The organism is Ancylomarina sp. 16SWW S1-10-2, assembly GCF_009669305.1.
Lineage (GTDB): Bacteria > Bacteroidota > Bacteroidia > Bacteroidales > Marinifilaceae > Ancylomarina.
On record NZ_SADB01000034.1, the window covers coordinates 1 to 26658 of the forward strand.

The 26658-nt window shown below is 33.8% G+C and carries 23 protein-coding genes; 8 read left to right on the plus strand and 15 right to left on the minus strand.

Features of this window, described 5'->3' with window-relative positions:
- Positions 1 to 159: 159 nt before the first annotated feature.
- The 12 genes from EMN46_RS17720 to tssD (EMN46_RS17775) form a co-directional block, all read right to left on the minus strand.
- On the minus strand, positions 160 to 546 hold the full coding sequence (locus EMN46_RS17720; RefSeq protein ID WP_154202245.1) for a hypothetical protein: 387 nt from the start codon (positions 544 to 546) through the stop codon (positions 160 to 162).
- 11 nt (positions 547 to 557) lie between these two features.
- Positions 558 to 938 (minus strand): hypothetical protein, encoded by a 381-nt coding sequence (locus EMN46_RS17725; RefSeq protein ID WP_154202247.1) that lies wholly within the window; start codon positions 936 to 938, stop codon positions 558 to 560.
- Positions 935 to 1846, minus strand: a complete 912-nt coding sequence (locus EMN46_RS17730; protein WP_154202249.1) for a hypothetical protein — start codon at positions 1844 to 1846, stop codon at positions 935 to 937. Before EMN46_RS17730 ends, EMN46_RS17725 begins: the two co-directional genes overlap by 4 nt.
- Positions 1847 to 1875: 29 nt before the next feature.
- Positions 1876 to 2160, minus strand: coding sequence for a hypothetical protein (locus EMN46_RS19655; protein WP_195715311.1), 285 nt, complete (start codon positions 2158 to 2160; stop codon positions 1876 to 1878).
- A gap of 244 nt (positions 2161 to 2404) precedes the next feature.
- Positions 2405 to 2881: a hypothetical protein gene (locus tag EMN46_RS17740; RefSeq protein WP_154202251.1), complete on the minus strand. Its 477-nt coding sequence runs from the start codon at positions 2879 to 2881 to the stop codon at positions 2405 to 2407.
- A gap of 238 nt (positions 2882 to 3119) precedes the next feature.
- On the minus strand, positions 3120 to 4265 hold the full coding sequence (locus EMN46_RS17745; RefSeq protein ID WP_154202253.1) for a prepilin peptidase: 1146 nt from the start codon (positions 4263 to 4265) through the stop codon (positions 3120 to 3122).
- A gap of 4 nt (positions 4266 to 4269) precedes the next feature.
- Positions 4270 to 7560, minus strand: a complete 3291-nt coding sequence (locus EMN46_RS17750) for a toxin VasX (protein WP_154202255.1) — start codon at positions 7558 to 7560, stop codon at positions 4270 to 4272.
- Between the two features lie 4 nt (positions 7561 to 7564).
- Complete coding sequence (locus EMN46_RS17755) at positions 7565 to 8296, minus strand: PAAR domain-containing protein (RefSeq protein ID WP_154202257.1); 732 nt, start codon at positions 8294 to 8296, stop codon at positions 7565 to 7567.
- A 76-nt stretch (positions 8297 to 8372) separates the two neighbouring features.
- A complete protein-coding gene (locus EMN46_RS17760) occupies positions 8373 to 9992 on the minus strand; it encodes a toxin-antitoxin system YwqK family antitoxin (protein WP_154202259.1) in 1620 nt (539 codons plus the stop codon).
- A gap of 88 nt (positions 9993 to 10080) precedes the next feature.
- Positions 10081 to 11913, minus strand: a complete 1833-nt coding sequence (locus EMN46_RS17765) for a type VI secretion system Vgr family protein (protein ID WP_154202261.1) — start codon at positions 11911 to 11913, stop codon at positions 10081 to 10083.
- A gap of 146 nt (positions 11914 to 12059) precedes the next feature.
- Positions 12060 to 12449 (minus strand): type VI secretion system tube protein TssD, encoded by a 390-nt coding sequence (tssD, locus tag EMN46_RS17770; protein WP_195715312.1) that lies wholly within the window; start codon positions 12447 to 12449, stop codon positions 12060 to 12062.
- Positions 12450 to 12716: 267 nt separating this feature from the next.
- Positions 12717 to 13103, minus strand: coding sequence for a type VI secretion system tube protein TssD (tssD, locus tag EMN46_RS17775; RefSeq protein WP_154202265.1), 387 nt, complete (start codon positions 13101 to 13103; stop codon positions 12717 to 12719).
- Positions 13104 to 13605: 502 nt separating this feature from the next.
- On the opposite strand from tssD (EMN46_RS17775), the gene EMN46_RS17780 reads away from it, so the two are divergent.
- Genes EMN46_RS17780 through EMN46_RS17790 form a run of 3 tightly spaced genes read left to right on the plus strand, consistent with a single transcriptional unit; the run spans position 13606 to position 15977 of the window.
- Positions 13606 to 14190 (plus strand): NlpC/P60 family protein, encoded by a 585-nt coding sequence (locus EMN46_RS17780; protein ID WP_154202267.1) that lies wholly within the window; start codon positions 13606 to 13608, stop codon positions 14188 to 14190.
- 19 nt (positions 14191 to 14209) lie between these two features.
- Positions 14210 to 15094: a hypothetical protein gene (locus EMN46_RS17785; protein ID WP_154202269.1), complete on the plus strand. Its 885-nt coding sequence runs from the start codon at positions 14210 to 14212 to the stop codon at positions 15092 to 15094.
- A gap of 16 nt (positions 15095 to 15110) precedes the next feature.
- Positions 15111 to 15977: a TssN family type VI secretion system protein gene (locus EMN46_RS17790; RefSeq protein WP_154202271.1), complete on the plus strand. Its 867-nt coding sequence runs from the start codon at positions 15111 to 15113 to the stop codon at positions 15975 to 15977.
- Between the two features lie 89 nt (positions 15978 to 16066).
- Here the strand turns inward: EMN46_RS17790 and EMN46_RS17795 are convergent, their stop codons facing one another.
- From EMN46_RS17795 to EMN46_RS17805, 3 genes are all read right to left on the minus strand, one after another.
- A complete protein-coding gene (locus EMN46_RS17795; protein ID WP_154202273.1) occupies positions 16067 to 17416 on the minus strand; it encodes a DUF5458 family protein in 1350 nt (449 codons plus the stop codon).
- A 4-nt stretch (positions 17417 to 17420) separates the two neighbouring features.
- Complete coding sequence (locus EMN46_RS17800) at positions 17421 to 17873, minus strand: hypothetical protein (protein ID WP_154202275.1); 453 nt, start codon at positions 17871 to 17873, stop codon at positions 17421 to 17423.
- A gap of 98 nt (positions 17874 to 17971) precedes the next feature.
- Complete coding sequence (locus tag EMN46_RS17805; protein ID WP_154202277.1) at positions 17972 to 20392, minus strand: AAA family ATPase; 2421 nt, start codon at positions 20390 to 20392, stop codon at positions 17972 to 17974.
- A 266-nt stretch (positions 20393 to 20658) separates the two neighbouring features.
- On the opposite strand from EMN46_RS17805, the gene EMN46_RS17810 reads away from it, so the two are divergent.
- From EMN46_RS17810 to tssO, 5 genes are all read left to right on the plus strand, one after another.
- The gene (locus EMN46_RS17810) at positions 20659 to 21093 is read left to right on the plus strand and encodes a GPW/gp25 family protein (protein ID WP_195715313.1); all 435 of its coding nucleotides are present in this window, start codon (positions 20659 to 20661) and stop codon (positions 21091 to 21093) included.
- Between the two features lie 15 nt (positions 21094 to 21108).
- A complete protein-coding gene (locus EMN46_RS17815; RefSeq protein ID WP_154202281.1) occupies positions 21109 to 22908 on the plus strand; it encodes a type VI secretion system baseplate subunit TssF in 1800 nt (599 codons plus the stop codon).
- On the plus strand, positions 22908 to 23936 hold the full coding sequence (locus tag EMN46_RS17820; RefSeq protein WP_154202283.1) for a PKD domain-containing protein: 1029 nt from the start codon (positions 22908 to 22910) through the stop codon (positions 23934 to 23936). Before EMN46_RS17815 ends, EMN46_RS17820 begins: the two co-directional genes overlap by 1 nt.
- Entirely contained in the window at positions 23933 to 25087 is a 1155-nt protein-coding gene (locus tag EMN46_RS17825; protein WP_154202285.1) for a hypothetical protein, read from the plus strand. Before EMN46_RS17820 ends, EMN46_RS17825 begins: the two co-directional genes overlap by 4 nt.
- A gap of 131 nt (positions 25088 to 25218) precedes the next feature.
- Positions 25219 to 25728: a type VI secretion system TssO gene (tssO, locus tag EMN46_RS17830; protein WP_154202287.1), complete on the plus strand. Its 510-nt coding sequence runs from the start codon at positions 25219 to 25221 to the stop codon at positions 25726 to 25728.
- The last annotated feature ends 930 nt before the right edge of the window (positions 25729 to 26658 follow it).

Consider the following 26658-nt stretch of genomic DNA (forward strand, 5'->3'; position numbering starts at 1 on the left):
TGATGGAATAACAAATGAAAAAGTACAATGGGTTCAAGATAAACTAAATAATAGGCCTAGAAAGCGTCTAAATTACTTGACTCCAAATGAAAAATATAATTATGTTGTAAATAATCAAAAAGTTGCATTTGCAACTTGAATTCAGGTAATCAATACAAACTACCACCCTACAATCCTCTCTCGTTCAGCTTGCTGCTCTAGAGTAGCTTCGGGTGTAGGTATTTGGCTTCGGTACAGTGGTTTTTTAAATTTAGCCTTCTTACGGCGCTCGAAATCTTTTTCGCGGTAGGAATCCAAATCTTTGGCTGGGGGCAAGGGTCTGTTTTTATCCATATACCAAGTTAAATAGGCTAAATCTTGATAACAATCTATTCCAGGAAAAGGAAATCCTAGAGTTGAACCCGCCTTATCTGGCCTAACAATAACCAATTGGTAGGCTCCTATAAAATTCGAACCTCCTGAAGTGTATGAAAACTTAATTTTATCAAAGGGCATCGTGATGTTCTTTTTCCACATAAAACCAGGGAAAGTTATCGTACCATCCATTCTATTTATTATTATTTCTTTTTTTGGCATGGTGAAATAATAATAAATAATAGTATTAATATGCTTATTGATAATGTGTAATAAATAACTTCATTACCAGATCCATCAATTTCATCATTAGTAAAAAGAATGTACAATGATAATAAAACAAATAATGAAGCTACTCCTCCAAAAATTAATGGAGCTATATAGGCTTGTGCTGGAGATTCAATAAACTCTTCTGTTACTGTCGGGTATCCCAATTTACCCTTATAAAAATACTTATCCAAAGGAACAATCACTTTTTGCAACCAACTTTGTGGACCTTTATCTCCTATCTTTTTTATCCCCGTATATTGGGTGTGGGTAATTTCTCTGTACAAATTTGGTTTTTCTATCACGTTATTTTTCATCCAATAATGTTATCATTATCCTTACTGGGAAGCAAAAATAGAAACACATTGCTTATTTCAAATACAATTATTACAGCCGAAATAAGAAATTCGATTAATTGATGAATAACTACTTGACGCGTTATAAAGGATAGTACAAGAAAACCTGCTATGAGGATAATTGTTGATGCTAATATTGTCCAAGTTAGCTTGTTTTTAATACCTGCATCTTTAGCTCTCTTTAATGCCAGCCTAAAATATAAGGTTATAAATACTATGAGTATTACAGCAGATGAAACAGAAACAAATTGCCAACTTGGATATATAATATAGATTAGATAGATTACGCCAAATCCACTCAAAAAATATACTAACAATTTGCCAATTAACCTTATAAAAAGCTGAATGCCAAAATTATTTTCTGATTTCTCAACTGCAATATTTTTTTTTGCATTAGCAAGGAAAATCATTATCGTAATACCTAAGGTGATTGATGTAGAGTAGGATAATAGATAAAATAACCGACTACTATTTGAAATTTCGAAATTTGTTATTCCACTAAATAATAAATTTGTGCTTGTAGAAATACTAATGCTATGAAAAAATAAAAAAACTAAAATTCCTAAAATCAATCCAAATATACTATTGTTAGAAATTTCTTTAAAACGTTTATGAACTATTACTATTGAAGATATAAATAATACAAAAAGAATGGGCAAACTTGGAATTGTATAAAATTTAAAGGCTTTCATTTGGGCAAGCTCAAGAACTCCTAATCTTTCAATTAATATATTTGGGATTATATTAATTATAAACAATAACCGATCCCATATCACCAGCGAAAAAAGTATAATAATACCTTGTTTAAAATTTTCATGATTTATTTTCCCTCTATAATCAAAGAGTAACTTAATTACATACTTATCCATTTATATCTATCTTATTTAATCATATTTTATTAATCTTTCCAATATTTTTCTCTTTCTGTTTGCTGCTCTTTTGTAGACTCAGGAGTTGGAATCATGCTTTTAAACAAGGGAAGATGAAAACCTTCTGCCTTGCGCCTTTCAAAATCCTTTTGTCTAAATTTATCAAACTCAGTACCAGGTGGCAGTGGTCTGTTTTTATCCATATACCACACAAAAATAGAAAGAGCCTCTATTATTTTATCTTCATAATACCTATCAAAAAATGGGATAATTCCTACTCTAGAACCTAGAATATCTGGTAATACCATCGCCAAATAAATTCTAGTTTTAGTTCTTACGTTTCCTCTTCCTGTAAGGTGAAAATATACATTTTCAAAAGGAATCACATACCTAAAACGATCATCTGGTAACTTTATAAAGCCATCTAATCGATTTATTTCTAAACAGCTATATTTTGTTCTACCACTTTTAATATCTTTAAAATAACCTACTAATGAAATGCAAGCTCCCGATAATAAGGCAAGTAATACTAATATTGAAATGTTTAGAGAAAATAAATTAAAATAAAATTAACAAAGGACTTGACACTGCCCCCAAAAATGACCAATGTCTGAAATGCATGTGCCAATATGAATTTCTCACAATAATTTTTAAGTGTTCTGATAAATCAATATCCGGTACTTTATCAATAACCCACCAACGCACATCATTAATTGGAACTGCCACAATCTCTTTTTCCACATACTGCCCTTGTACAATTTCTTTTTTATCTGGACAAAAAGGAATCTCTTTCTCCGGCTCCAGATCATCCCAATTTAATTGAGTATAATCAACACCTTCGTTATTAATAGCAATATCAGTCTCTTCATTTATTCTTCTTAAGCGAGTACGTGCTTGCGTTTCCTTGTAATCGTAGCAGATACTATCGAAGGAAGGCTCTTGCATAGTCAACCTACAAAGCCATTCTCCGCTTTCGGTTTTATGGCCATTTTCACAAAATTTGCAGTATTCTAAGCGTTCGTCTTTTGATAGCATCAACAAGCTACTTTTTAGTTGTTTTTAAATGAGAATATTTCACTTTAATCCAACTATCTTTATTCCATTTTAATAACAAATCTCGTGTTGTCATATCAGTTACTTTGTAATCCTCATCTTTCCAAGATTACTCACATTTCACAACAAAATATCAAATAAGACTATCATAAATACCTTCTTTAAATTTTATTGCCTTTAGAAAGATTTATTTTTTATAATAGTCTAATTATAAAATTGCTTACTTCATCCAATCAGGTATAATAGACTTCTTTCTTTTAGACCAAACTTCCTGCAAATGAGAATAAGGTATTTTAAGTCCGTCTTCATTATACTTCCTAAAAATTACATCACGTGTTGTCATATCGGTCACTTTGTAATCCTCATCTTTCCAGAAGTTTTCGCGCTCTGTTTGCTGTTCGGCTGTAGCTTCTGGTGTTGGTATATGGCTTAAATACAAAGGAGGTGGGAAACCTTCTGCCTTGCGCCTTTCGAAATCTGCCTGTCTAAAAGCATCAAATTCTTTACCCGGAGGCAAAGGACGATTTTTATCCATATACCACACTATGGTAGAAAGAGCCTCTATTACTTTATTATTGTAATACCTCGCAAAGAATGGCACCCATTCAATATCAGGCTCCACTTCACTAGGCATTACCATTGACAGGTTTAAACCAGCCTTCGCTCTAACATTTCCACCGCCTTTAATATGAAAATATACATGTTTAAATGGAATAACATAACGGAAGTTATCCTCAGGAAACTTCATTAAACTATCCAAACGATTGATTTCGACACAACTATATATTGGCCGACCTTTAATACGATCGATTGCATAGCCCATTAAGCCCATTAACACAATTGTAAAAAGAGATAAAAAAAAGGCAAATCCTCCAGATAAAAAAGAAGAAAAAAACATATCAAATGGAATAAGTCCAAATCCCCCAATAATTAACCATAACCTACGATTTCGATTATAAAAGTTATTTTTTATTATAATTTTTAATTGCCTCGACAGATCAATACCAGGAATTTTGTCGATGACCCACCAACGTACATCATTTATAGGTACCGCTATAATCTCACTGTTCAGGTAAAAACTACGTTCTATAAATTCTTCACTAGGGCAAAACATTTCTTCTTTTTCAGGCTCTAATTCGTTCCATTTTAATTTGTTGTAATCAATATTTCCGTTATTCAAATCTATTTCAGTTTCAATATCTTCCTTTTTACAACGAGAGCGAACTTCTGTTTCCTCATAATCGTAACATATCCAATCAAAGGCTGGTTCTTGCATAGTCAACCTACAAAGCCATTTCCCATCTTTGGTTTTTTTCCCATTAATACAAGGTTTGCAATATTCTAAGCGTTCGTCTTTTGATAGCATATTTTTAATCTATTAATCTCATTTTCTGTAACTGCGAATTACTTATCAGTGATGTAGTCGTTCCACTCTCATTGTAATTTCTTAGGCTTGCAACTAAATTAACTCGTACATAAAAAAATAAATCATCTCCTTGTTGATTCTTAAATGGAAAACTAGCTTCTTTATCAACACCTGTCTTACTATTAGCCACCACCCTAAAAGCAATACGCATATGAGGATTGGACACTACTTTATTACTTAATTCACTCCAGCTTGAATTTTTACTCTTCGCTGAAAGATTTATTTCAACACCTCCCATATGATTATTCTCGATGCTGTACTCCAAAGGATAAGCTAATCCATTATTTACCCAATATGCTGCAACCAGTTCTATACTATCCTTATTAGGCATCATTAACTTGTCTGTATAATTAAGTACAACCCTTGTAAACCAATTTAATTTAGAATTTTTAGAATATACATCTGTCATTCGTTTGGCTTTTACAGTGGGCTGTGCCAAAAATGAAATAAAGTATTTTCGCGTATATTCGATGTCTTCAAAATTAGGATAATCAGTATAATCAGACACAGCTTTGTACATATAATATCCCGATACTGTAAGAAGTACTGGTACAATTGATGAAGCTTTTGAAAAGAATGAAAATATACTATTATAATGATCAAATGCTTCCAATTTATCTGCCCGATATTCATAAGCTGTTAAGTCCTTTACATGAGTTCGGAAAAATAGATTTAACTGCCAAGGAAACTCTTTGTACTCATCTAAATTATAACGTAATGTATTTTCCTCTTCGGACCACGAACCAATTAAGGAGTAGTGCATAATTTGCTGTAAAGCTGTTTCGCTTAAAAAAGAAGCTAAAAACTGCAAGGCCATAGCTGCCAATATTAAAACCCCCAACACTACTCCTGTACTTATTATTGCTATCAGAAAAAGACCAGCAGATAAAGCTGTTAATGCAGCAGAGTCTTTATTCCTAGACTTACTGTATTCCTGCGCCTCAAGATATGCGATATAAGCTGCAGCAACATTATAAACAAGAAATGCGCTCCCAAATACTTTGGGATTTGTAAGAACTTTCACTCCCATTTTCAGCCTTGTTGCTATATAAGCGCCCCTAGCTCCATCTAGGTTCTTCAAAACCACCACCATTCTGTTTAGTGCTTCTTCCATTCCATTGACTGCTAATATCATACCTGCCGTTGATTTGACCACTTGAGTCGTAGCTTTATACTTATCAAAACCAGATGACTCCGGTGAAAGTAGGGTATGCAAATTAATCAAGGCATTATGGAATTCAAGAATTCCTAACAAGCCCTGAAATGGGGTACTAGTCATTATTTTAAAAGCCCATTTGCCTCTTATCGTAATTTCTTTTTTAAGTATTTCAAACTTTATTCCTCCATTGGTTTCAATGTTTTTATTTAGTGACTTGCAAAAATTGAAATATCGCCTATAAACATTAATTTTTTCAAATATTACATTACGTTCAAACTTATCGATTATCCTGAACATTTCACCATAGTGGGCAAATACAGCCATTGTGCTTGCTGCAATTACCTCATAATCAGTCGCATTGGGTGGTAATGGACAAGTGATACGACTCAAATCAACCTTATTGATATCAATATCTGCGCCCACCGGAGAAGTTAAGGCATATAAAAAAGGCGTAGTTAATTTTTCATCTTGCTTCGTTAGTCTTTGATATTTATTGTAATTTGCCCAATGCATTGGTATTTTGAGTCCCGCTTGTTCAGCTTCTTCTACCGTATTATATTTAATTACATAATCTATTAATTCCTGAATATTTATCTTAACATTACCTTCTTGTGTAACCTTTCTTTTAAGGGTTACGTGCCTATCCACATCACCTACATCGGCATAAATCAAACGAATAACACTAAGCAAATCTGCCCGTAAGGACAGTTTATTTTTAACAGAATCGAAATAATCGAATAGAAAAGCATGTAAATAATAACTCGAAATAAAATTAAAAACATCTTCGCGAATTTTAATCAGATGTTGCTTCAACTCATCCCGCTTTTCAACACCAAGTAAGGCCTCTAATTTTTCTAAAGAAGCTCCTCCTCGTAAAAAACCACGACCATCAACCTCTTCTCCAGAATCTCCACTAACCCGCTTATATTGTTCCTGATCAATTTCATTACTATATTCATCTATATTGTTATTATCATTATAGACAAACTGATAGGCCAAACTAGCATAATTGAACAGTGATTCATGTGAGTTTAAGAGTGCAGGTGAACTTTTTGAACTTACAGATGATCCAGCTTCAATTTGTCCAACAAAAGCACTAAACTCAGTTAATTTGTACCCATAGTATTCCTCCATATCATGCATACATGATATCGGATCATGCAATGCAAGAAACCAGTCTTCCAGTCTATTTTCAATATTATCGCCGGTTTGTTGGTTTTGTTTTTGAATCTCTAGGTTCTGACTTTTTTCTTTTTCGCCTAATAAAACAAGTTTACTTTTTAATCTTCGGCAATTATGATTGTTAGTAATCGAAGATGATTGATGGTCTATACCTTTATTATAATACAAAGCATGAACGTCCAGATAGCTCGAATTGCCATGATTACTAAATTCCTCTTGTGTTTCTGAATAATCAAAACCAGTTCCAATTACTCTTTTCATAAATCGATCCTCGATAGAACTTTGGTCTTCAGTGATATTTTCAAGAAATTCCATACTCAATTGTACTCTGGAAAAAGCAAACCAATAAGTTTGATTAGATGGAACAATAATTGAATCAACTGGACTTGCTCTCCAGATTCTTTTATCCTTATAGTTCCCTTCATCATCCTTATTATCGCTCCAAAAGACTGGATATAGGTAAGTATTTAATGCTCTATATTCTAGTGTCTTAATACCTCCATCTTGCCTTGTTACAATATACAGATAACCATCTTCAATATCGGTTCTTGCAGTAATAAATTCATTGTTCTTTTGTAAACGTACCCCATTTCCATTGGGAGAACTCCAAACAGGAATATTATACTTATCGTATTTTTCTAGATCAGAATCAGATTTCTTTGAAGTCAATTCAATATCTCCACTATAAGAAACCTCTGTTAAATCTCCATTCAAGTAAAATTCTTTGGGAAACAAACCATACCTTAAGAAATGTAATGTTACCCCAGGCTGTTGTATATCTAAGACAGGACTCGATACAGTTCCATTATTTGTTTCTATACTAAATTTACACTTAGCTAATGTACCTTCATATACCTTAGCCTGAAATTTCTCGATCTCTTCGTTGATTTCCATAAAACTACTCGTTTTCTTCTATAAGTTCTTCTATATTCCAAGTATGGCTAATCTTTTTATCTTGCACAGTAACCTGAACTGTTTGAGGTTCTTCACCATTTGCATCTTCCTCAGTACTTTCATCTGAAATATTCTGGACAGCACCCCTATCAATGGTAAGGTTAAATGTTTCTCCATCATCAATATTTAAAACACTAGCTGTTAGAGTCACTGTTTTTAAAACTTTAGAATTCCGAATAACAGATCTTCCTGCTTTCCACTGCAAATTAAATATCTTAGGCTCCGCCTCAGCATCCCCTCTTTGAATCGCCTCAATATTTCCTTGGGCTTCTTGTAGGTCAACAGTATCGCGATTAAGAGCAGCACCTAATTTCTCAACCAGTCCTATTTCGGGAAAAGGAATTTGGGAAAGGGGCAGAGTTGCTTGGGGCGTAGGAGTGGCGGTGCTAATTAGAATATTGGCTTCACCAGACATTACAACTCCTCCGTGAGCGGTTAAATCGCCCTGACAAACAACAGGAACGCCATTGATTAAAACAGCTGGATTTCCTTGAGCTACCACATCGGGTGGTCCAATACAAACACACATATCGCCCATAAGAGCTGCGGGTTTTCCGTTAATTAATACATTGGGAGCTCCAGGACCTACTATTGGGCCACCTACATGAGGCACAAGTACAGTAACCATAGGGCAAACGTGCATACTTCCCATTGTTGCTATCGGTTTTCCTGCCATAACTTTCTAGTTTTTTTGACTTATAATAAGTGTGAATATCTTAAAACGAACGTGTATTGGTTTTGTAAATTTTCAATTACTTGAATTTTTGTTCAGAAATTAGATTGCCCTTTTCATACTTACTTTCAGTTAGTAATTTTCCGCTTAAGGCATATTTTTTCCAAATTCCATTCTTGTAATTGTTACTATACAAACCTTCTATTTTTATCCCGTTTGCTTCATTATATTCTTTATATGTGCCAGCTTTTGAACCATTGGCATATTCAGTTTCGCTGGTTAATTGTCCATCTTCATTGTATTTTGAAACCTTACCAACAAGGTAGCCTTGTTCATAAATCGCGGCATATATTACTTTTCCTTTTTCGTTGTATTTTTTATACTCGCCATCTTTCTGTTTGTTATTATAGTTTGTCTCTTCTTTTAAATTCCCGTTTTTGAAATAGGTGAGTCTTTTAACTATGAAATTCTTGCTAAATATTTCTTTTAGTGTTTTTATCCCCGAAGAAGTGTATTTCATGGTACTGCCATTTTTCAATCCTTGCAAATATTCGGTAGAGGTTTTTACCTGACCATTGGGATAATAAATGGCATCAGTACCATCTTTTTGGTTGAAAGTATAATTAGAAGACCTTTTTAATTGTGAATTTTCAAAATATTCTTCGCGAGAACCATTTTGCTTTCCATCAGAATAATTCGTTTTTAAACGGATATTACCATTTCCATAATAGCTGATACATTCCCCGTTTAGCCGGCCATTTTTATAATAGGACAACTCTTTCTTCGAACCATCCTTGTAAAAGAGTTTTTTCTCGGAAATGATGTTGTTAATGTATTTTTTAGAGTATAAATTAATGCCCGATTCAGAATACTCTTCCTGTAATCCATCTAATTTTCCAGCTTTTTTATTGATAAGTTTCTTTAATTTTCCATTGTCATGATATCTTTTTTCAACATAGTCATTGTCAGTAGAAAATTGTTTTTCCCACACCAAAATGCCATCGCTATCCTTACAAATCCAATGACCTACTTTTACATTATTTTTGTAATAATTTTCTTCACTCAGCATTTTTTTCGTAAAATAATCCTTTACATTCTTTGTCCATTTTCCATCTTTAGCACCTTTATTATAAGTTTCAGATGATTTTATAGAACCATCTTTATTATAATATTTCCAAATACCATGGGGCACATCTTCTTTGTACAACTTTAATGAACTTAAAGAAGCATCGCTGTTGAAATTTTCAAAAGCGCCATCTTTTATTCCTTCTTTGTACGATTCTGTTGACTTTAGGGTTCCATCGGCAAAAAAGCCTTTCCAAATGCCATCCTTTTTCCCTAGCTTAAATTTCGAAATCATTGAAGTTTTGCCATTTCGATGATATTGTGTAAAAGTACCATCTGCAATTCCATTGATAAAATGAGATTCGCTCAGTAATTTTCCATCGGAATAATAGCTTAGCCATTTTCCATTAATCTTCCCATTTTCAAAATCGATCACATCATATTTTCCGCCTGTAGACGACATTTTACAAATACCAGATAGCACTTTTCCATCGTAGGTTTGATAGACAGTAACATTTCCGAACTGCATTTCTTTAATATCTCTCCAGCTGAAATAGCTTTCTTGGGCAAATAAGTTGTTCGATAAATAAATAGAAAAAACAACAAGTAAAATGATTTTAAACGCGTTACGCATGTTCAATTTAGGTTTTTGGATGAATAGAATTTTGATACAATTATTAGTTGTGTAAAAGCTTACATCTTTTTGTGTTAAATTGGAGATTTTACATGATCTCAATCTTCCCACTTGCTCCTTGAACTGCGGTCATTTGGCCTTCGACTTTAACTTGCATTCCCGATAATCCAGCTTCTGCTTGTCCCGAAACGCTTGCATTTTGTCCACTTAAAGCTGCATCGGTAGTCGCAGCAAGAGTTAAGGCAGCACTACTATTTACAGTTGTATCTCCAGTTGATTGCAATGCTAAGTTTCCTTCTGCTTGTATATTGGCATCAGCCTGAGCGGCAATTCCAATATTCTGTTGAGCGGCTATTTGTATGTTTTCTTCGGCTGAAATGTTGATGTTTTTCGCTGAGATATCAATCGTTTCAACAGAGCTAATCGTTAGAGATTTGGCTTGCGTATCGAAAGTGATGATGCTGCCTTCATTGTCGTAAATATTAATTTTTTCTTCTCCGTCGGTATCATTCAACTCTATGGTATGGCCACTTCGAGTTCTGATTGCTTTAATATCATTGTTATCAGTTGTGAAGCTTTCTGGTTTTGCTGCGCCATGATACAAAGACCCTATTACAAAGGGTTTTTCGGCGTTTCCAGCTTCAAAACCAACCATTACTTCTTCGCCAATTTCAGGAATAAAATGAAATCCTTTGTCTACACCAGCATGTGGTTGAGTCATTCGAATCCAAGGCGATGGAGCAGAAACTTGCCAGCTAAATTGAACTCGTATTCTTCCAATTCCTTGCGGATCGGCATTGTCTACAACAAGTGCAGTTTGCGATTGGCATTGTGGAAAAAGGGCAACATTGGTGTAGGGTGGGTATACAACATTTTCGGGGATTGCCTCAAAACTGTTTTTATAATCTCCCGACATTTGACAAGTATGCATCAATTTGGTAACGATATACGTTCCGTAAGAAGTTTCTCCGTTGGCAGTTTTTTGTGCAATGGAAATTAATCCACCTATTTTAAGTCCAGGATTCATTGTAGTACCCGTTAAAACAACCATTCGGGCAACGTTGGCTTCGCCTTGTTTTACAACGGCATTTTCCAAAGCTTGGTTCAAGTCACCATCGGCAGTGTGTCTGTGAAAATCCACTATGGTTTCTTGCCCAAACATGGCTTCCGATTTTTCTGCCATAAAAGCATGATAGCCTGGCAACTCAGTTCCTGCAGCAATAGAACTTTCCAATTTCTCATTGGAATAGTAATCTCTTGTTACATAGTTGAATGTTTTTGGATGAGTTTGCATTTTCAGATTAAAATCCATCAAGTCGATACCGTATTTTAAAGGCAAAGGCTCAGTACTTTCCGATCCAAAAATTATCTTTTGTCCATCATAATAAAACCATTCGCCAAAACGAGAAGCCAGCTGACTTAAAAAGTTAAAAGCACTTTGGTTGTATTGTACGATATATGGGAATACATCTCGTGTAACGGGATTTATTGTGGGAGTAGTTTCCATTTGGTAAGATGCAGTAGCCAAACGAACAATTTCCGACAAGTCTTTTTCTTCATAACCAATACAATGGGGGCCATCGTCCAATAAAATAGTCGGACTGTATCCTTTAATTCGAATGTGATCGCCAACTGTTGCGAATTCTGATTTCACAGTTTCAGCTTCTGTTATGATTCCAATAAATGTACCTTCAGGAATGGTCGAGTCGGTAACATTATCGGTAATTTGAATTTCTAATTTTTGACCAATAAATGACTGCGTTTTATCGATGATTGCATTGCCTTCTTCGGTAAATTGCTCCCATAATATGGTGATATCAAAATGGTGATGGGTATTTATTCCTTGAATGATTTGTAAATCAAGAAAATTAGGATACTGTACACCATTTATTTTTATAATTGTGTTTGTTTGCAGTGACATGCTGGTTAATTTTAACTAGTATTTAACTTGTCTGGATTTACTCCTTTACTAGAATTGTATTTTCTTAAAGTAAAATTTTGATTTTTTACTTGTTTAAGAAATAGATCTATACCATTTCAAAATAAGATAGGGGGACATCAATTTATTTAAGCTTCTGTATTCCAATTATTCACCACAGAAACATTTTCGAGACTTATTTCACGTGCCGATAATTTCATTTTAGTAATCATTGGGTGTGAACCTTCTGATTGAAAATATTCATGGTACGAAACGCATAGCGCATCGGTGAAATCAAGCTTTTTTAAGCGAGACATAGCATCACGACGGTAGAACGTTACACTCCCGCTTTTGCGTGCATCAGGAGAGGCCATCCAATCGAAAAACTCAGTGCTAGAGGTTGATTCAAGTTCAAGTTCAATAATTCCTCCACCAACAGGTTTTTGAGAAGCTCGTCCATTAATGGTGATCGATTGATCCATCCCAAAATGACAATTAATTACTTTTGCTACGGAGTTATCTATAATAAATTCAGCCAAAAATGACATATTGATTGCGTTTTAATAGGGTGTGAAAAATAGACCTGTCCGTTTATTTATTGTTTCAACTTGTTGGGAAATCCGATAAACGAAGTCGGTAAATTTAAAAAATGAAGCTATCGTAGGTAACGATAGCTTCTTTATCAGGATTTTTTATTCTTTCTGCAGGTAATTTTATATTTTTACCTTCTTCGGAATACGTGATGGTATCCTGATTTTAGTTTGGATGGACGACATTTAAATGTCGTCCTTCCTCACAAAGTAAGTTTATACCCACTCATTAACGTGTTCACCGCTACCCATTTTAATTTCACGGGCAGAAATAGTAAACGATTCAGCCATTGCCATATTATCCAAGGCGTTGAATTTTTCCTCATATTTTACAAGGTAACCTTCTGTAAATGACAATTCTTTCTGTTTAGCATCGGTATCGCGCTTTAAGAAAGTAACTGTGCCATCTTTTCTCTCAAAGTTGTTACACATCCATTCGAACATATCTGTATCAGCAGTACTTTCGACTGTTAACATGATACGACCACCACGAGTAACAGACGATGGACGACCTGTTGCATCAACTTCTTGAGTTAAATCGTAATTGCAGGTAAGAACATTCATTGTTTTTCCACCTACGTTTAACTTTGCTTTAAATGACATAATAGTAAAATTTAATGTTAATAATAATAATAATACAATTGTGAAATTATGAATAGCAGTTGTAAAATCCAATTAACTTACATAGTAAATTTCAATTTCAAGTTTTGTTGAGGTCTTGTGAACATATTAAAAAATAGGTGATTCTGTTTATTGGTGAGGCTTTGTGTTTGTTTTAGGGGTGTTATTTAGATTGAAAAAAAAGTTGTAATATGTAATCATTCTAATTACTAGGCTTATATGTTTTTATGATTATTTTTTTGTGGTTTTGTTATTATAAATGTGCTAATTCGTATTTATTCGTTTTTTCTTATAAAATGTATTAGTTAATGTGCATGTAAATAAACATAACAATACAATGAATTTCTATGTTGTAGGTGTTTTTTGTTATTTTAATGAAGAATTACTGTTTAATATTTTTTCTTCGATAGAATCTTTCATAATTTTGTTAGGGTGTTTTTTATTTCTTTTTTATGAATCAAATTAAATTTTTATATAAAGATTGATGCAATCAAATAGTACTTCAGTAATTAGAAAAAATCGATATAAGAAAGTGATTATAGTGCTCAGTTTACTAATTTGTTTTGGTAGTTTATTTTCATGTGGGTCTAAAAAAGTTATTCATAATACTATTAATACGTATGATCCAGCTATTGTTGCATTAAAAGAAAAATATGCAGAAATTCTTAATGTAGATAATGATAAAATAAGGAATGTTGCATTATATCAAAATATTGATCGTTGGAAGGAGGTTAGGGATTCAAATAAGCTTAATCTAGGATCTTTAAATATCAATTTTGTTCAGTATTTATACTACTTGAATTTTAAAACTAAATTGCCCGTAAAGATTGATAAGCTTTATAAGGCTCGTAAAACATACTTGTTTAAAGATTGTAATTTTTTAAAGGAGGGAGATTTGGTGTTTTTTAGAGAGAGAAATTGTAAGATTAAAGAGGTGGGTTTTTATTTAGATAATCATATTTTCGTTGCTGCTAATGCAGGAGGTGATCTTTATTATCATCATTTAAGGGATTCGATTGCAAAGTTTCATGTGATTTCAAACGCTAAGATTATTAGGGATGGTGAGTGATAAAATATTAAGTGAGTGCATGCAGGATATAAATGTAATGCCATTCAATCTGAAAGCGGAGATAATTGCTAACCTATTGTACGATCGGGGTGTTTCTTCAGAAAATGTGATGATTCATTTTAATAGTGCTTTTAATCGTCCTTTTAGAAGGGATGTTGAGAAGGTTCAGTTGGGAATTGACGAGGAGAGGGATCAGTTAACTTTGTTTCTCTCGCGAAATGGGATTTATGATTTATTGCCCGAAGGGCTTATTCATGAAAGGAACGAAGGGAGTGGAAGAGATGATATTCAAAGGTTAATTCATCTTCATCAAAAACAAAAACGAGAAGAGAAAGAAGCAAGGAAATTTTTTAAGCCTTTTGAAAATGAATTGTTTGGAATGTCAGTTAGGATTGAGCAACAGGAAGTTGCTTTGCTTAAAAATCAGGATCATCAGTTTCAAAATTTTCTAGTTCGATTTTGGGATATTAATTCTGGTTTATCGGAAAGTCAAAAACAATTTCTTCTTAAGATTGCTCCTTTGGCCTATTCACTGAAAGGGAATATTGCTAAAATATGTAAGGTACTGCAGGTGTTTTTAGGGAAGACTGTAAAGCATAATAGAAAGTTGATCTGCATAAAGAGTGAGAATAGAGAACAGGAGAGAGGAATTATTTTGGGAAGGAATTTTATAGCAGGAAATGCGACCGAAGAGCTTCCTATGATTCAGTTTCAGATAGAGGGAGTTGAGGAAGATGAGATTGTGGATTACCTTAAGGGTGGTTCTATTTATAAATTTATAGAGGAGTTTTTAGAGTACTTGTTACCAGTTGAATATGAGTTAGAAATTAATTGTAAAACGGATAAGGAATCTTTACCCAATGGTTTTGGTGTACTGGGTTATTCTGCCGTTTTAAATTCCTGAAAAACAGATTATTATTATGATATTAAAAAGTTTATTAGATGGGGATGTTAATGTGATCTCTATATTGTTTATCTTTTTTGGAGCGATGTTTTTTGCTTTCTCAAAGAGTTTAAAAAAGCTGTTTTCGCACGATAGAAAAAAAATGATTCTGTTTCTTCTTGTTGCTGCATTAGCCTATGCTCTTTGTGCTTTGTTCACAATTAATAATTTGATGTTTTATGGTATATCATCAAACTATATTGCGATTATGGGGATGAGCTTATTGTTTGGTTACTTGATGATTCTGGCTCTAGAAAAGTATTTTGAATGGCCGGATAAGCTGAAGTGGTTAGCACAATTAATGTTTATACTTGTTACGGTATTGGTGGGTTTTATTGTTTTTATACAAATTGCTGGTCGGTTTGGGATAAGTGGAATGCACTATTTCTTTTTGTCGGCTACAATTAGTGTGATTTTTCCTTGGTTATTTCTTCATTTGTTCAATAGTGCTATGGATATTCCTTTGGCTATTTACAAAAAATGGGAATACCCAATTAATAAAAAATATGTGAGGCCAGATTATGAAGATTTAAAGAATCCTTATATTATTACTTTGGAGTTTTTGAAGTCGAAAGATGCTGAGTTTGTTTCAAGGTTTAGGGTTCGTGCTCCTGAAAATATGGATTTTGGAATGTTTTTTTATTATTTCATTAATGATTACAATCAAAAACATCCTGAAGAATTGATTTGTTATGGTGCAAAAGAAGAACAATTACATAGCTGGATATTTTATCGCAGACCTCGTTTTATTGGCAGGTGGAAACAGGTTAATACCGAGCTGACTGTGTATAGAAACAGGATAAAGGAAAACAATGTTATTTTATGTCAGAGGTTAGATGATTAGTATTTTTGTTACACATAATGGGATATAAAAAAACAGGCTTGCTAAATTATTAGCAAGCCTGTTTTTTTTGTGTGAGTCAGTGATTCGTGTTAATCTTGTTCGTATTCGCTATCCCAATCATTTCCGTCATCTCCTTTTTGTCCTTCCATTTTTATTAAGAAGTTTTTAGCTGGAAAATAGGGTTTCATGTGAATATCTAGATGAACACGATCCTTTTGAATTGGATCTTGTTCGAAGCGTTTAATAGTGAAATTTTCAATTAATTTATCTGGACCCGAGATAGTATCCAAAAATTGTATGATTTGCTTCAATAGTTCTTTGCGTGTTTTGGCATTGAAATTCTCAAAAGCTCTACGATTAAGAAAGTCCATCATGACTTTGGTTACATAATCGAAAACTCGAACAACCGAATAAGTTTGAAGGCCTAAGTTTGCACCATTAAAAAGAGTTTTGGCTGAGAAAGCCATTACTTTTCCATATTCGTTTACCATTGGGATTAAGCCCATTTTTTCAAGGCTTGAGATTTCACTTTTACGAAGATCAAATTTAACGCCTTGTACTTCGTTAATTCCGCCAAATTTTTTACCGGCAGTTACTTGCGACATAAGAGTTTGATATACCTTGCCAGCTAATGCTCCGGCAGGTGGAACGTAAAGATCATCCTCTTCGTTTACTTCGTCGAATTTGCCACGGCCAACAAGCCAATTACAAGTCATCATTACGTTAGAGCGAAACATATCACCACCAGAAAGTTTTGCTGCGCTAAACATCTCCATTACATCATCAGCCTCGTCCAAATGCTCAAAATCGGTAACCATCATTACTTTGTTCTCGTAGGCGATTTTTCCCCATTTTTCAATTAACATATTGGATCCCAGATAACCTGGTATAACTAATAAACCGTAGTTTTCGCTTAGGTCTAGTCTATCATAAGTATTTTTTATTTCAGATGATACAGCATCGATGAATCTTGTGTTGTCCAAATCTTTAATTTGTTCTGGATCGGCATTCATGATGGAGATGTTCTTGACTTTATCTTGTTCAGAATTTTTGTAAAATAAAGCAGCACTTCGATAAGATCGTTCTAAGTCTCTGGATTGTTCAATTGCTACACCAAGGTTCTTTTTAAGTGTTTTTGCAGTTTCAGTTGCTTTCTCTTTGCTACTATCAATCATCTCGTTAAGATCGGTGGAGCTATTAATAGCTTCTGACCATATCTCAAGCGTTTTTTTTAATTGTTCGCGTTCCTCTTTTTTAGTATTTTCTGTTAAGAAGATTCTTTTTCTGGCTTTACGCTCAGGATTCATGTTTTGAACGCCTTCAATTGCAGTTTCAAGTAAATCGAATCCGCCATATTTTGCTAGTTTATTAACGCTTTCAGCTAAGGGTAATTCGTTAGTTGATACCGAATTAGCTACTTGTTCTTTGTTTTGTGTCATCTTATTATCTCTCTAATTCGTTTAATTCTTCAATTAATCCATTGATGGCAGCAGAAAGAGCAGCTTTTGCTTCAGGGTCTGTAAGGGCAGCTTTTAAAATCTTATTTGTTTTTAGTTGTTTAATGATTTTATTGTGCTGTTCTTTCTCTGTAGTTAAGCTTTTAAGAAACTCACTTTGGGCAGTAATGCCTTTTATGCCAAAATCACCTAGATTTTTAAATCCTAATGTTTCTTTTTGTGTGGTTCCTTCTGAGGTTTCAAAGTCCACATCAATTTGTGGTTTGTAATGTCGAAAAACGTCTTCTACTGTATTAAGACCTTTTACAACATCTGGTTTAATAGGTGAGTCGTAAGTTAATTTCTCTATTAATAGAGTTTTGTTTTGTGGAATTTCCTGGATAGCCTCGCCGGCATCTAATTTTACTTCTGTTCCACCAAGGTCAAAGTTTTCGCTCATGTTCTGTATTTTTAAATGTTTATTAATAGGTTTCTATAGTAAAATATAATTGTCGGATTGGAGTGATTTAAACGGTCACTTCTCGAAAATCCAGCTGTTTATTTAACCTTTAGTTTTAATGTGTTATTCTTACTGAATGATGCTGTTACTTTTTGTCCTGATTTAAGTTCGTTACCAATAATCATTCTCGATAATGGGGTTCTAAGTCGGGTGCGAATAATGTTGCGAAGAGGGCGAGCTCCGTATTGAGGAGAGTATCCTTCTGCAGCAAGTTTTTCCCTGGTTTTATTGTTGATTTCCAACTCAATTTCCTGTTGTTCGAGTGCCTCGGTTAACTCTCTAAGTTGAAGATTGAAAATCTTTGTGATATTCCCTTTTGATATTGGAGCGAAAGGAACTATTCCTGTAAGTCTACCTAGGAATTCGGGACGGAAATATTTCGCCATGCTTTCCATTAATTTATCTGAGGCAGGTAGTGTTTGTTTTTCATTAAACTGATCAACAATAGATTGACTGCCAATGTTGGATGTGAAAAGTATGACTGCGTTGGAGAAATCTCCAGTTTTTCCCAAGCGGTCGTGTATGGTTCCTTCATCAAGTATTTGTAGGAAAATATCGAACACTGATGGGTGAGCTTTTTCGATTTCATCAAAAAGAACAACTGAATAAGGTTCTTGTCTGATTTTATTTACAAGCATACCTCCTTCTTCGTATCCAACATATCCCGGAGGAGCTCCATATAATAAAGCTGCTGAGTGTTCTTCTTTAAATTCAGACATATCAAAGCGAATTAACGAAGCTGATGACTGAAATAAGAAGTTTGCGAGCTGTTTGCCTAATTCTGTTTTTCCTGTACCTGTGGGGCCTAAAAAGAAAAATGAGCCTATCGGTTGTCCAGGTCTGTTCAGTCCCGACCGAGATTCAAGTATCGATTCACATACCGCTGTTACCGCTTGATCTTGACCAATTACTGTAGATTTTAAAGTATCCTCCATGCCTAATAGACGATCACGTTCACGGGTCATTATTTTGCCAACAGGAATACCGCTTACTCTGGCAACGGTAGTGGCTAAATTGTGAAAGTTAATTTCATCGGATTGATTTGCGATTTCGTGTCTCAATAGATCGATCATGTTCCGACAATTGGCAACTGGTTCAATTAGGTCATTTTGTTCGTCTTGAGTTTGTCCAATGTAAGTAAGAAATTTACGAAGGCCTGCATCAATAATATGAATATCAGATGATTCGAAATCTGTTGCTTCCAATTGTTTTTCCAATTGATCGATCTCGCTTGGTAAGGTGTCCATTTGAGCACGTGTACCTGCCATTGTTCGGTCAATTAGATCTATTGCTGAATCGGGTAATTTTCTTTCGCTAAAGTGACGCGATGCTAGAGTGACAGCCTCGGCTATCTGATCCAAATGAATGGTTAATTTATGATGGTTTTGAAGTTGTGAAACGGCGCTAGATGTCATCTCAATAGCATGAGTGTGATCTGGCTCTTCAATGTTTACGTGTTCAAAAAGCCTTTTTAAGGCACTGTCACCATCAATTAGCTTACGAAATGAATCGTTGGGGATTGTTGCTATAAGTACAAAGTATCCTTTATTGAGTTCTGATTTAAGAAGGTGGGTTATTCCCGCATTTCCTGATTTATCATCAATAAGTGTTTGGAGATCATCCAGAAATAGTATAGGGCGGTTTAATTGTTCTAGTTGTTTAAATACTTTTCGAAGTCTATCTTCTATCTCACCTTTATAGGTTGCTCCTGCAAGGATATTTTCCATTTGAAGCTTAAATACTTTTGATTGAGTAAGAAGATCAGGCACTTTCCCTTTTGAAATTATTGTAGCCAATCCGTTTACTATTACAGATTTACCAACTCCAGATTCTCCTGTAATGAGTATATGTGGTTTGGTGAATCGACCAATCGTTTCAGTAATATTTAATAGTTCTTGATCTCTTGCTACGACTGCTGAGAGTTGATCGTTCTTCGCTAAAAGGGTTAGATTGGTGAGGTACTCAAATTCATCTTTAGTTTTGCTCTCGCTCGACTTACTTGTATTTGTCTTGTTTTTGGTAGTAAATTTATTGAGCAGTTGGTCACGCTGAAGAGGAAATGTTTTTAGTTGATCGAAAGTAAATCCTACTCCTGGTGTTGTTAGTGCTGTAAGTACGCTTAGTGAAGTTAGTTCCGATTGGTCTGTTAATAAATTTAGTTCTTCAGCTTCCTGAAAGATATTTTCTACGCCGTCATCAGCAGGAATTGGGTTGGATAATTTTGTGTCTTTTGGGTAGGATTCCATGCGCACCTCAGCCCATTCTTCCATGTAATAAACATCAATATCCATGGCAAATAGTTCTTCTCTTAGGCCACTATTTTTGTGAAGAAGTCCTTTTAGTAAATGAGCAGGATAAAAGGATGGGTTGCTATATTCTTTGGCGTAAGATTGTGCTACTATTATGGCATTTTTAAGTTCTTCAGACAATTTTAATAAGCCATTTTCAATTTTTATCATGTCGTATTTGGTAATTAAACAATATTAAATTGTAATGATAGTAAAATCAGGTCTTACGTATCATAAAGTCACGTATTATTTATGTGTGATCGATAACAAATATAATTATTATATTTTATTAAGTTATTTATTGAAAACATATTTTAGTTAAATTAAAATGGAAGTATTTATTTTTTTTGATAAATTCGTACTTTCTTTACAGTCTGATAATCTAAATATAAGACGTTTTTTAGTTTTAGTAATTGGTTTGCATTAATAATGATATTGTGGATAAGAAGTACTATACGTTACCTTTGAAGTTTGGTAAGTTATGTGAGAAAAATGATATTGAACATTGTAGCTTAAAGGAATCCATATCTCAGCATCTATATTTAATCATAACAACGGCATTAGGAGATTGTTTGTATGATGAAACATTCGGTTGTTCCATATGGGATAGTGATTTTGATAATGAAATTAATGACAGTAGATTGAAAGGACAAATCAAATCAGGATTATGTTTGTCGATCAAAAATCATGAAACCCGTTTGGATGATTTGGGAATAGAAATAACGTTTTCGCAAGCATTGGTTGGTATAGGGGAGAATGTAACGAGTATGAAGAAGAAGTTAGATTTGGTGGTAACGGGAACTTTGGCACAAACGGATGAACCTTTTGTGTTTTCGGGGTACTTTTTTATGGGACCATTGTCCTACTATTAAAATGATTATAAGTAAATGGAGCATAAAGAGTTAATAAAAGAGAGAATGTTGAGGCGGGCATCTCGTATGTGGGCCATTGATGAAGTGTACGATGAGTCCTCTTTTGATCCCTTGGTACGAATTTTAATTTCAGCACTTGCTGCTGAAAGTGAATCTATTTATCATGAAATGGATCAGGTGCAGGATCGTGTAGCTCAGAAATTAATGAATCAGTTGATCCCTCATATTCATGGAGGTGTGCAGCCAGGTTATTCTGTTGTTATAATTAATCCAACTGATTCGGTTGCTTGTTTACCTGCAAATTATAAATTTCTAAGTAGGGTACGAAATGAATTTGATGCACTTCGTGAATTGCAATTTATTTCTTTACAGGAAGTTTCTCTTTTTAAAGGAGGGGTTAAATATATGCTTTCTAATTCAGCCTATTATCAGATGACGGACTATCGTTTTAAGTCGCGGATTGAATCTGATGTTCTTAAGGGGGTTACTGTTGATAAAAAGGAAGTGCTGTTAGGTATTGAAATACCAGAAAATACGGATGGATTAAACACGTTTCGTTTATTCTTTGATTTTAAAGAAAATACGACGCTTCGTGATTCTTTTTATCGGCAATTAAAAAATGCGAATTTTTATTTTAATGATGAGAGATTAGAGGTCAATTTTGGCTTACTATTCGATGAAGAGGATGAGTTGACTATTGATTGGGGAAGTTCAAAAAGTGAGCTCTCAGAAATTAAAAAAAGAGTTTTATCCTTTTATGACAGACAATTTGTTGCAATAAAAAGGACTCTGAAAGGGGAACAAGATTTTATTAGTAATGGTGCTCAAAACGATGGACATACTTGTTGGTTGCGAATCTGCTTTAGTGAGGATTTTGATTCAAGAATATTATCATCGGTAAATTGTTTTGCCAATGCTTTACCTGTTGTTAATCTTACCGAACGAGAAAAGGTGTTTAAGAGTAGTGAAAATTTATCAGTGATAAGCTTACAGGATGAGGAAGCTTTTTTCGCTCTTGATGTGGTAGAAGGTGATGATGGGGTTGTTTATGAGGAGTATGGAGCTCAAAATGGAGGTGAATGGGAAAATGGTACTTTCTTATTGCGTAGAGATGGTGTGGCTGGTATGTCTACCGAAAATGCGAATGAAGCTATTAATTTTTTAATTGGAAAATTGAGAAATGAAAGTGCAGCTTTTGCAATGCTCGATAAAGGTAAATTCTCGGATGATTTAAAAGTGCTCGGACAAATTGTTTCTCGTCTGCAACAGTCAGTAACACAGAAAAAAAGATATCATAGTCCTGTGTATATGTTCTTGAAATACAGAGAGATTGCAGATACGATTTTTGTAAAATATTATACTACTGCAGGCAAGATTTTAAAAGGAATAAAACCGAATACCCCAATATTGCCTTACAAAGGAGCTTCTATTCAACAAGCCGGAGGCTACTTTATTACACCTATGACGGGTGCTCGAAACGTTTTAAACGCTGACGAACAATTGTATAATAATAGATATATGATGTTGTCGGGAGGTCGAATTGTTACTAAAAAAGATATCAAGGCTTTGGTTTGTAGTGTTTTTGGAGAGATGGTTGAGCAGGTTGAGATTGATAAGGGCTTGATAGAGAGTCGGGATTCTCAAATTGGTTTTGTTAGGACTATCGATATAAAATTAACTATTAAACGAGAAATAGCTGAAGATGATACAATAGTGTTCGAAGGGCGCGAAGTATTGTATGTTTTGGAAGAAAGAGGAAGTAATATTTACCCCTACTGTTTATTTATTAATGGAATGCAAATATTCAAGCAATAATGACAAAAAGTACAGTTAAATCTCGTCAGTTTAGGATTGACTCAATGATTTCAAATTTTTTCATACTTCTTTTGATTCCTTTGGTCGCGCTTTTTGGATTTAAATATTTTGCTTATCAAGCTCCTCCAGAAGTTAATTTTGATATTCTAGGAGATGAACATATGATGAATGAAATGTTAAAATTTAGAAACAATACGGCAGGTGATCATTCATATGAGTGGAATTTTGGGGATAGCACAGAATTTAGTCAAGAAAAGTCTCCAATTCATATTTTTAGTAAGCATGGTGATTATACGGTTACACTTACGGTGGATGATCAATACAAGTTTCATGAATTAGTTCATGTAGAGCAAATGAAAGAGGAGAAGCCAATGGTTGTTATTCCAAGAATTGCAGGTCCTAAAAAAATGTATGTGGGAGCTTCGGCGTTTTTTACTTGCAGTACAAAAGGAGGAACATCATGGGCATGGCGGCTTAATGGTTACAGTAAAATATATTCAAAAAAGAAATCTATAAAACTTACATTTTCGAAAGCGGGTTATAAAACAATTAGTTTAGAGGTAGATGGAAATAGTGAATTTACTGTTAAGAAGAAAATTTATGTTGGGATTAAGCCAAGTCAAAAACACAAAATTTCATCGCCGAATAATTCAAAGACTCAAGAAAAAGAAGAATATATTCCGGAAACACCAGAAGAGTATACTGTTTTTAAAAATATCGAAAAGGAAAATATAACTGGAAATGAAGAGCTATTATTATCTGATGATGAATTGACTGAAATGTTTAAGAAAATTGCCAAAAAAACGGGTAATAAAAAGAAGTTTCTGAAGTATTTTCATGATAATAACAAATACTTGATGGTGAAATGTAATGGCGATCTGATATCATTTGAAAAATTAATAAAGGATGTTGAAGGGGAGAACATTGTTATAAAAGAATTTTCTACAGAAACAAGAAATGGTGCCAAAATTATAAATGTTACTATTCGATATAAGAAAAAACGGAAGCTTAAAATTGACTTGCTATGATAAATGATAAACAAATTTGTTTACCTGTGAATTGGGTAGATGGTATGAATATTAATAAAAAACATTTTATTGCTCAGGAGAATTCATTCATTAAAAATAGTATGGGCGTGGCTAGCCTGTCTATATCTTCATTAAGTTTTGGTATTGTTAGGAGTGAAAAAGATTTTTTGTGGATGGATATTGACAATGATTTACAGCTTTTAGTGAATTTTAAACCCGTAGATATCATTTTTCCGAGTGGTTATCAATATAGCATCGCTGATGGAAAAGATTTTGATAAGGAGTTTAAGTGTGATTTGCCCAAAACAGAAAGTGATGCAGTGTACTATGTCATTTTATCGGTTGATCCGTTTTCACGACAACCAATTGGAATGGCAAATGTAGCTGAAAGTCCTATTCGAAAGCCTTTTGTGATTCCTGAAATTAAAATTTCAATTGTAGAAGAGGATGAATTGTCGGGCTTATTATTGGGTCTTAATCATCTAGTAATTGGTAGAATAACAAAAATGGATGCAAGTTGGAACATTGATTCAGATTACATCATTTCTTCAGCATTTATTTCATCGAATCCAGACTTGTTAGATGTTTATAAGCGAGTAGAAATTTATCTTAGCTCTATTGAGAAGTTTTCTTCCTTAATTATTAATAAAATTCGTTTAAAAAAGCAGGACAATCCACTTGCAAAAGCTTTAAATGAAATCTGCTGTAAATTATTGGATTTTTTGAGTGTTACTTTGTCTAAGTATAGAATTTCGACTCCTCATTGTCCACCGGTTGAAATGGTGCTGTTGGTGATGGATTTAGCACGTATCACAAAGAACTCATTGAATGGATGGCAAGGCTGTGGTAAGGATGAATTTATGACTTATATTTCTGATTGGTGCAATATTAATGAGGGGGAATTTGAGGATTCGTTAAATCAGGTTATTAAACATCGCTACGACCCTAATAAAATTGATTTCTCTGTCAAAGCAATCGTAAACTTGCTTAGTTTGTTAGAACAAATGTTACATATTCTTTCTGGATTAGATTATATCGGTAAAAAGATAGAAACTGATCTGTTTGTGAAAGAAGAAACACTTATGGAAGAAGAGATTGAAGGAAGTACTACAGCAAAGAAAAAGAGACCTTTCTTCTTTGGTAAAAAGTAGTGTTCGGTAAATTGTGAGTAAAAAATGTAAAGTTAATTAAGATATTAAACGTCCATGTTTAAGGTTTTATTCACTCAAGTGGATGTTTGTATGGAATGTTTCGTATGGGAAAGACTTAAAATAAAAAATATATGAAATCACTTAATGTTAAGCAACGTAGAAAGGCATTTATTAGTTTCTTTTTCTTGTTTCTATTAACTTCTTCCCTAGTTGTTGTTATTGTATTCTTTAATTATAAAGTTCCTGAAAAGGAAAATGAATACTTGCATAATAGACTGGTATATTTGAATTTAGAACAAAAGCAGACGGCTCTTTTTGCTGATAAGATGGATAAGGTAAAGTCTTTAATTGATTCGATAGGAATTAAAGGGACTAATATTGAGTTCACGGAACAGTTAATTACTACAGAGTTGGCTATGATGAGAAGTAAATTTATTGCAGAAGATAGTACCTCTCATGTTGGGATGTACAATAATATTATTTTAACTTATCTGGAATTAAAAGAGGCAAAAACTGAATTGCTTAATTTAGAAGATGCAAAAACTGATCTGGAGTCTTACATCAAGATTATTGAAGAATTGAAGGAGGAATTAGAGGCAAAGCAAAGAGATTTAGATATTTATCGCCACAATGCTAGATAATGTCATATCAATCTAAAGCATAAAAAACACTTAATCATTTGATTAGGTGTTTCTTATTGGGGTGGGCCCACATAGGTTTGAACCGCGAATTCCCTAATTTTAAGTCGTAATATATCTATTTTCATAGCTTTCATGCCGTTTCATTTCTTGTCGTAACCACTGAACTATAGCGATGAAGATATTATTTATTTTTTTATCATTCTTATCACGGTTTCGCTTATTTTAGGTGTCTATTGCAGCGGGGTTTCATCTCTTCCCAGCCCGAACAGAGAAGTTAATTTGTCTTAGGCGGAGTCGATGGTACTGTTTAGAGGTGTGAGAACCGAACTGAGCGAGCTCATGAACAGCAGAATTAATATGAGTGAATAAAAATAGGTCGATGCCAGCTTTTAAGCGTCTTATTCCGGAAGGAGTAAGACGCTTTTTTTTATGCCCTAAAGTCTGATGGTAATTATGAATTACGAAATTTCAATAAATTCGCTTATTAGGCTATTTCTCGCATTTATTTTCTTTCAGTATAAATAATATTAATACGACAAGTAAGATGTCTATGATGACTTTATAATTAATTCTATTAAGAAATTAAATCTTACTCCAGGATCAACTATTTCTTCAATCATTAAATTCTATTCGTTGCTATTTCCATTATAATTCTTTTCCAGCTTCCCCGTAAAGCTTATCTAAAATCTTTTTTTGAGATAATATTTACTGCCTATCAGCATCTTAAGAATAAAAAGAAATAAACTTTATAAAACCATTAGGAAGTGTAGGAATAAAAACCCTATATTTGCACTCGCTTTAAGAGAGAGGCTAAGATCTTTGAATCGTTTGTAAGTGTTGAAAACGTTGGGTAATCCTGATGAAAACAATTAAAAAATAAACGAAAAAAGATTTGCAAGTTTAGAATTAAAGTTCTTATATTTGCAGCCG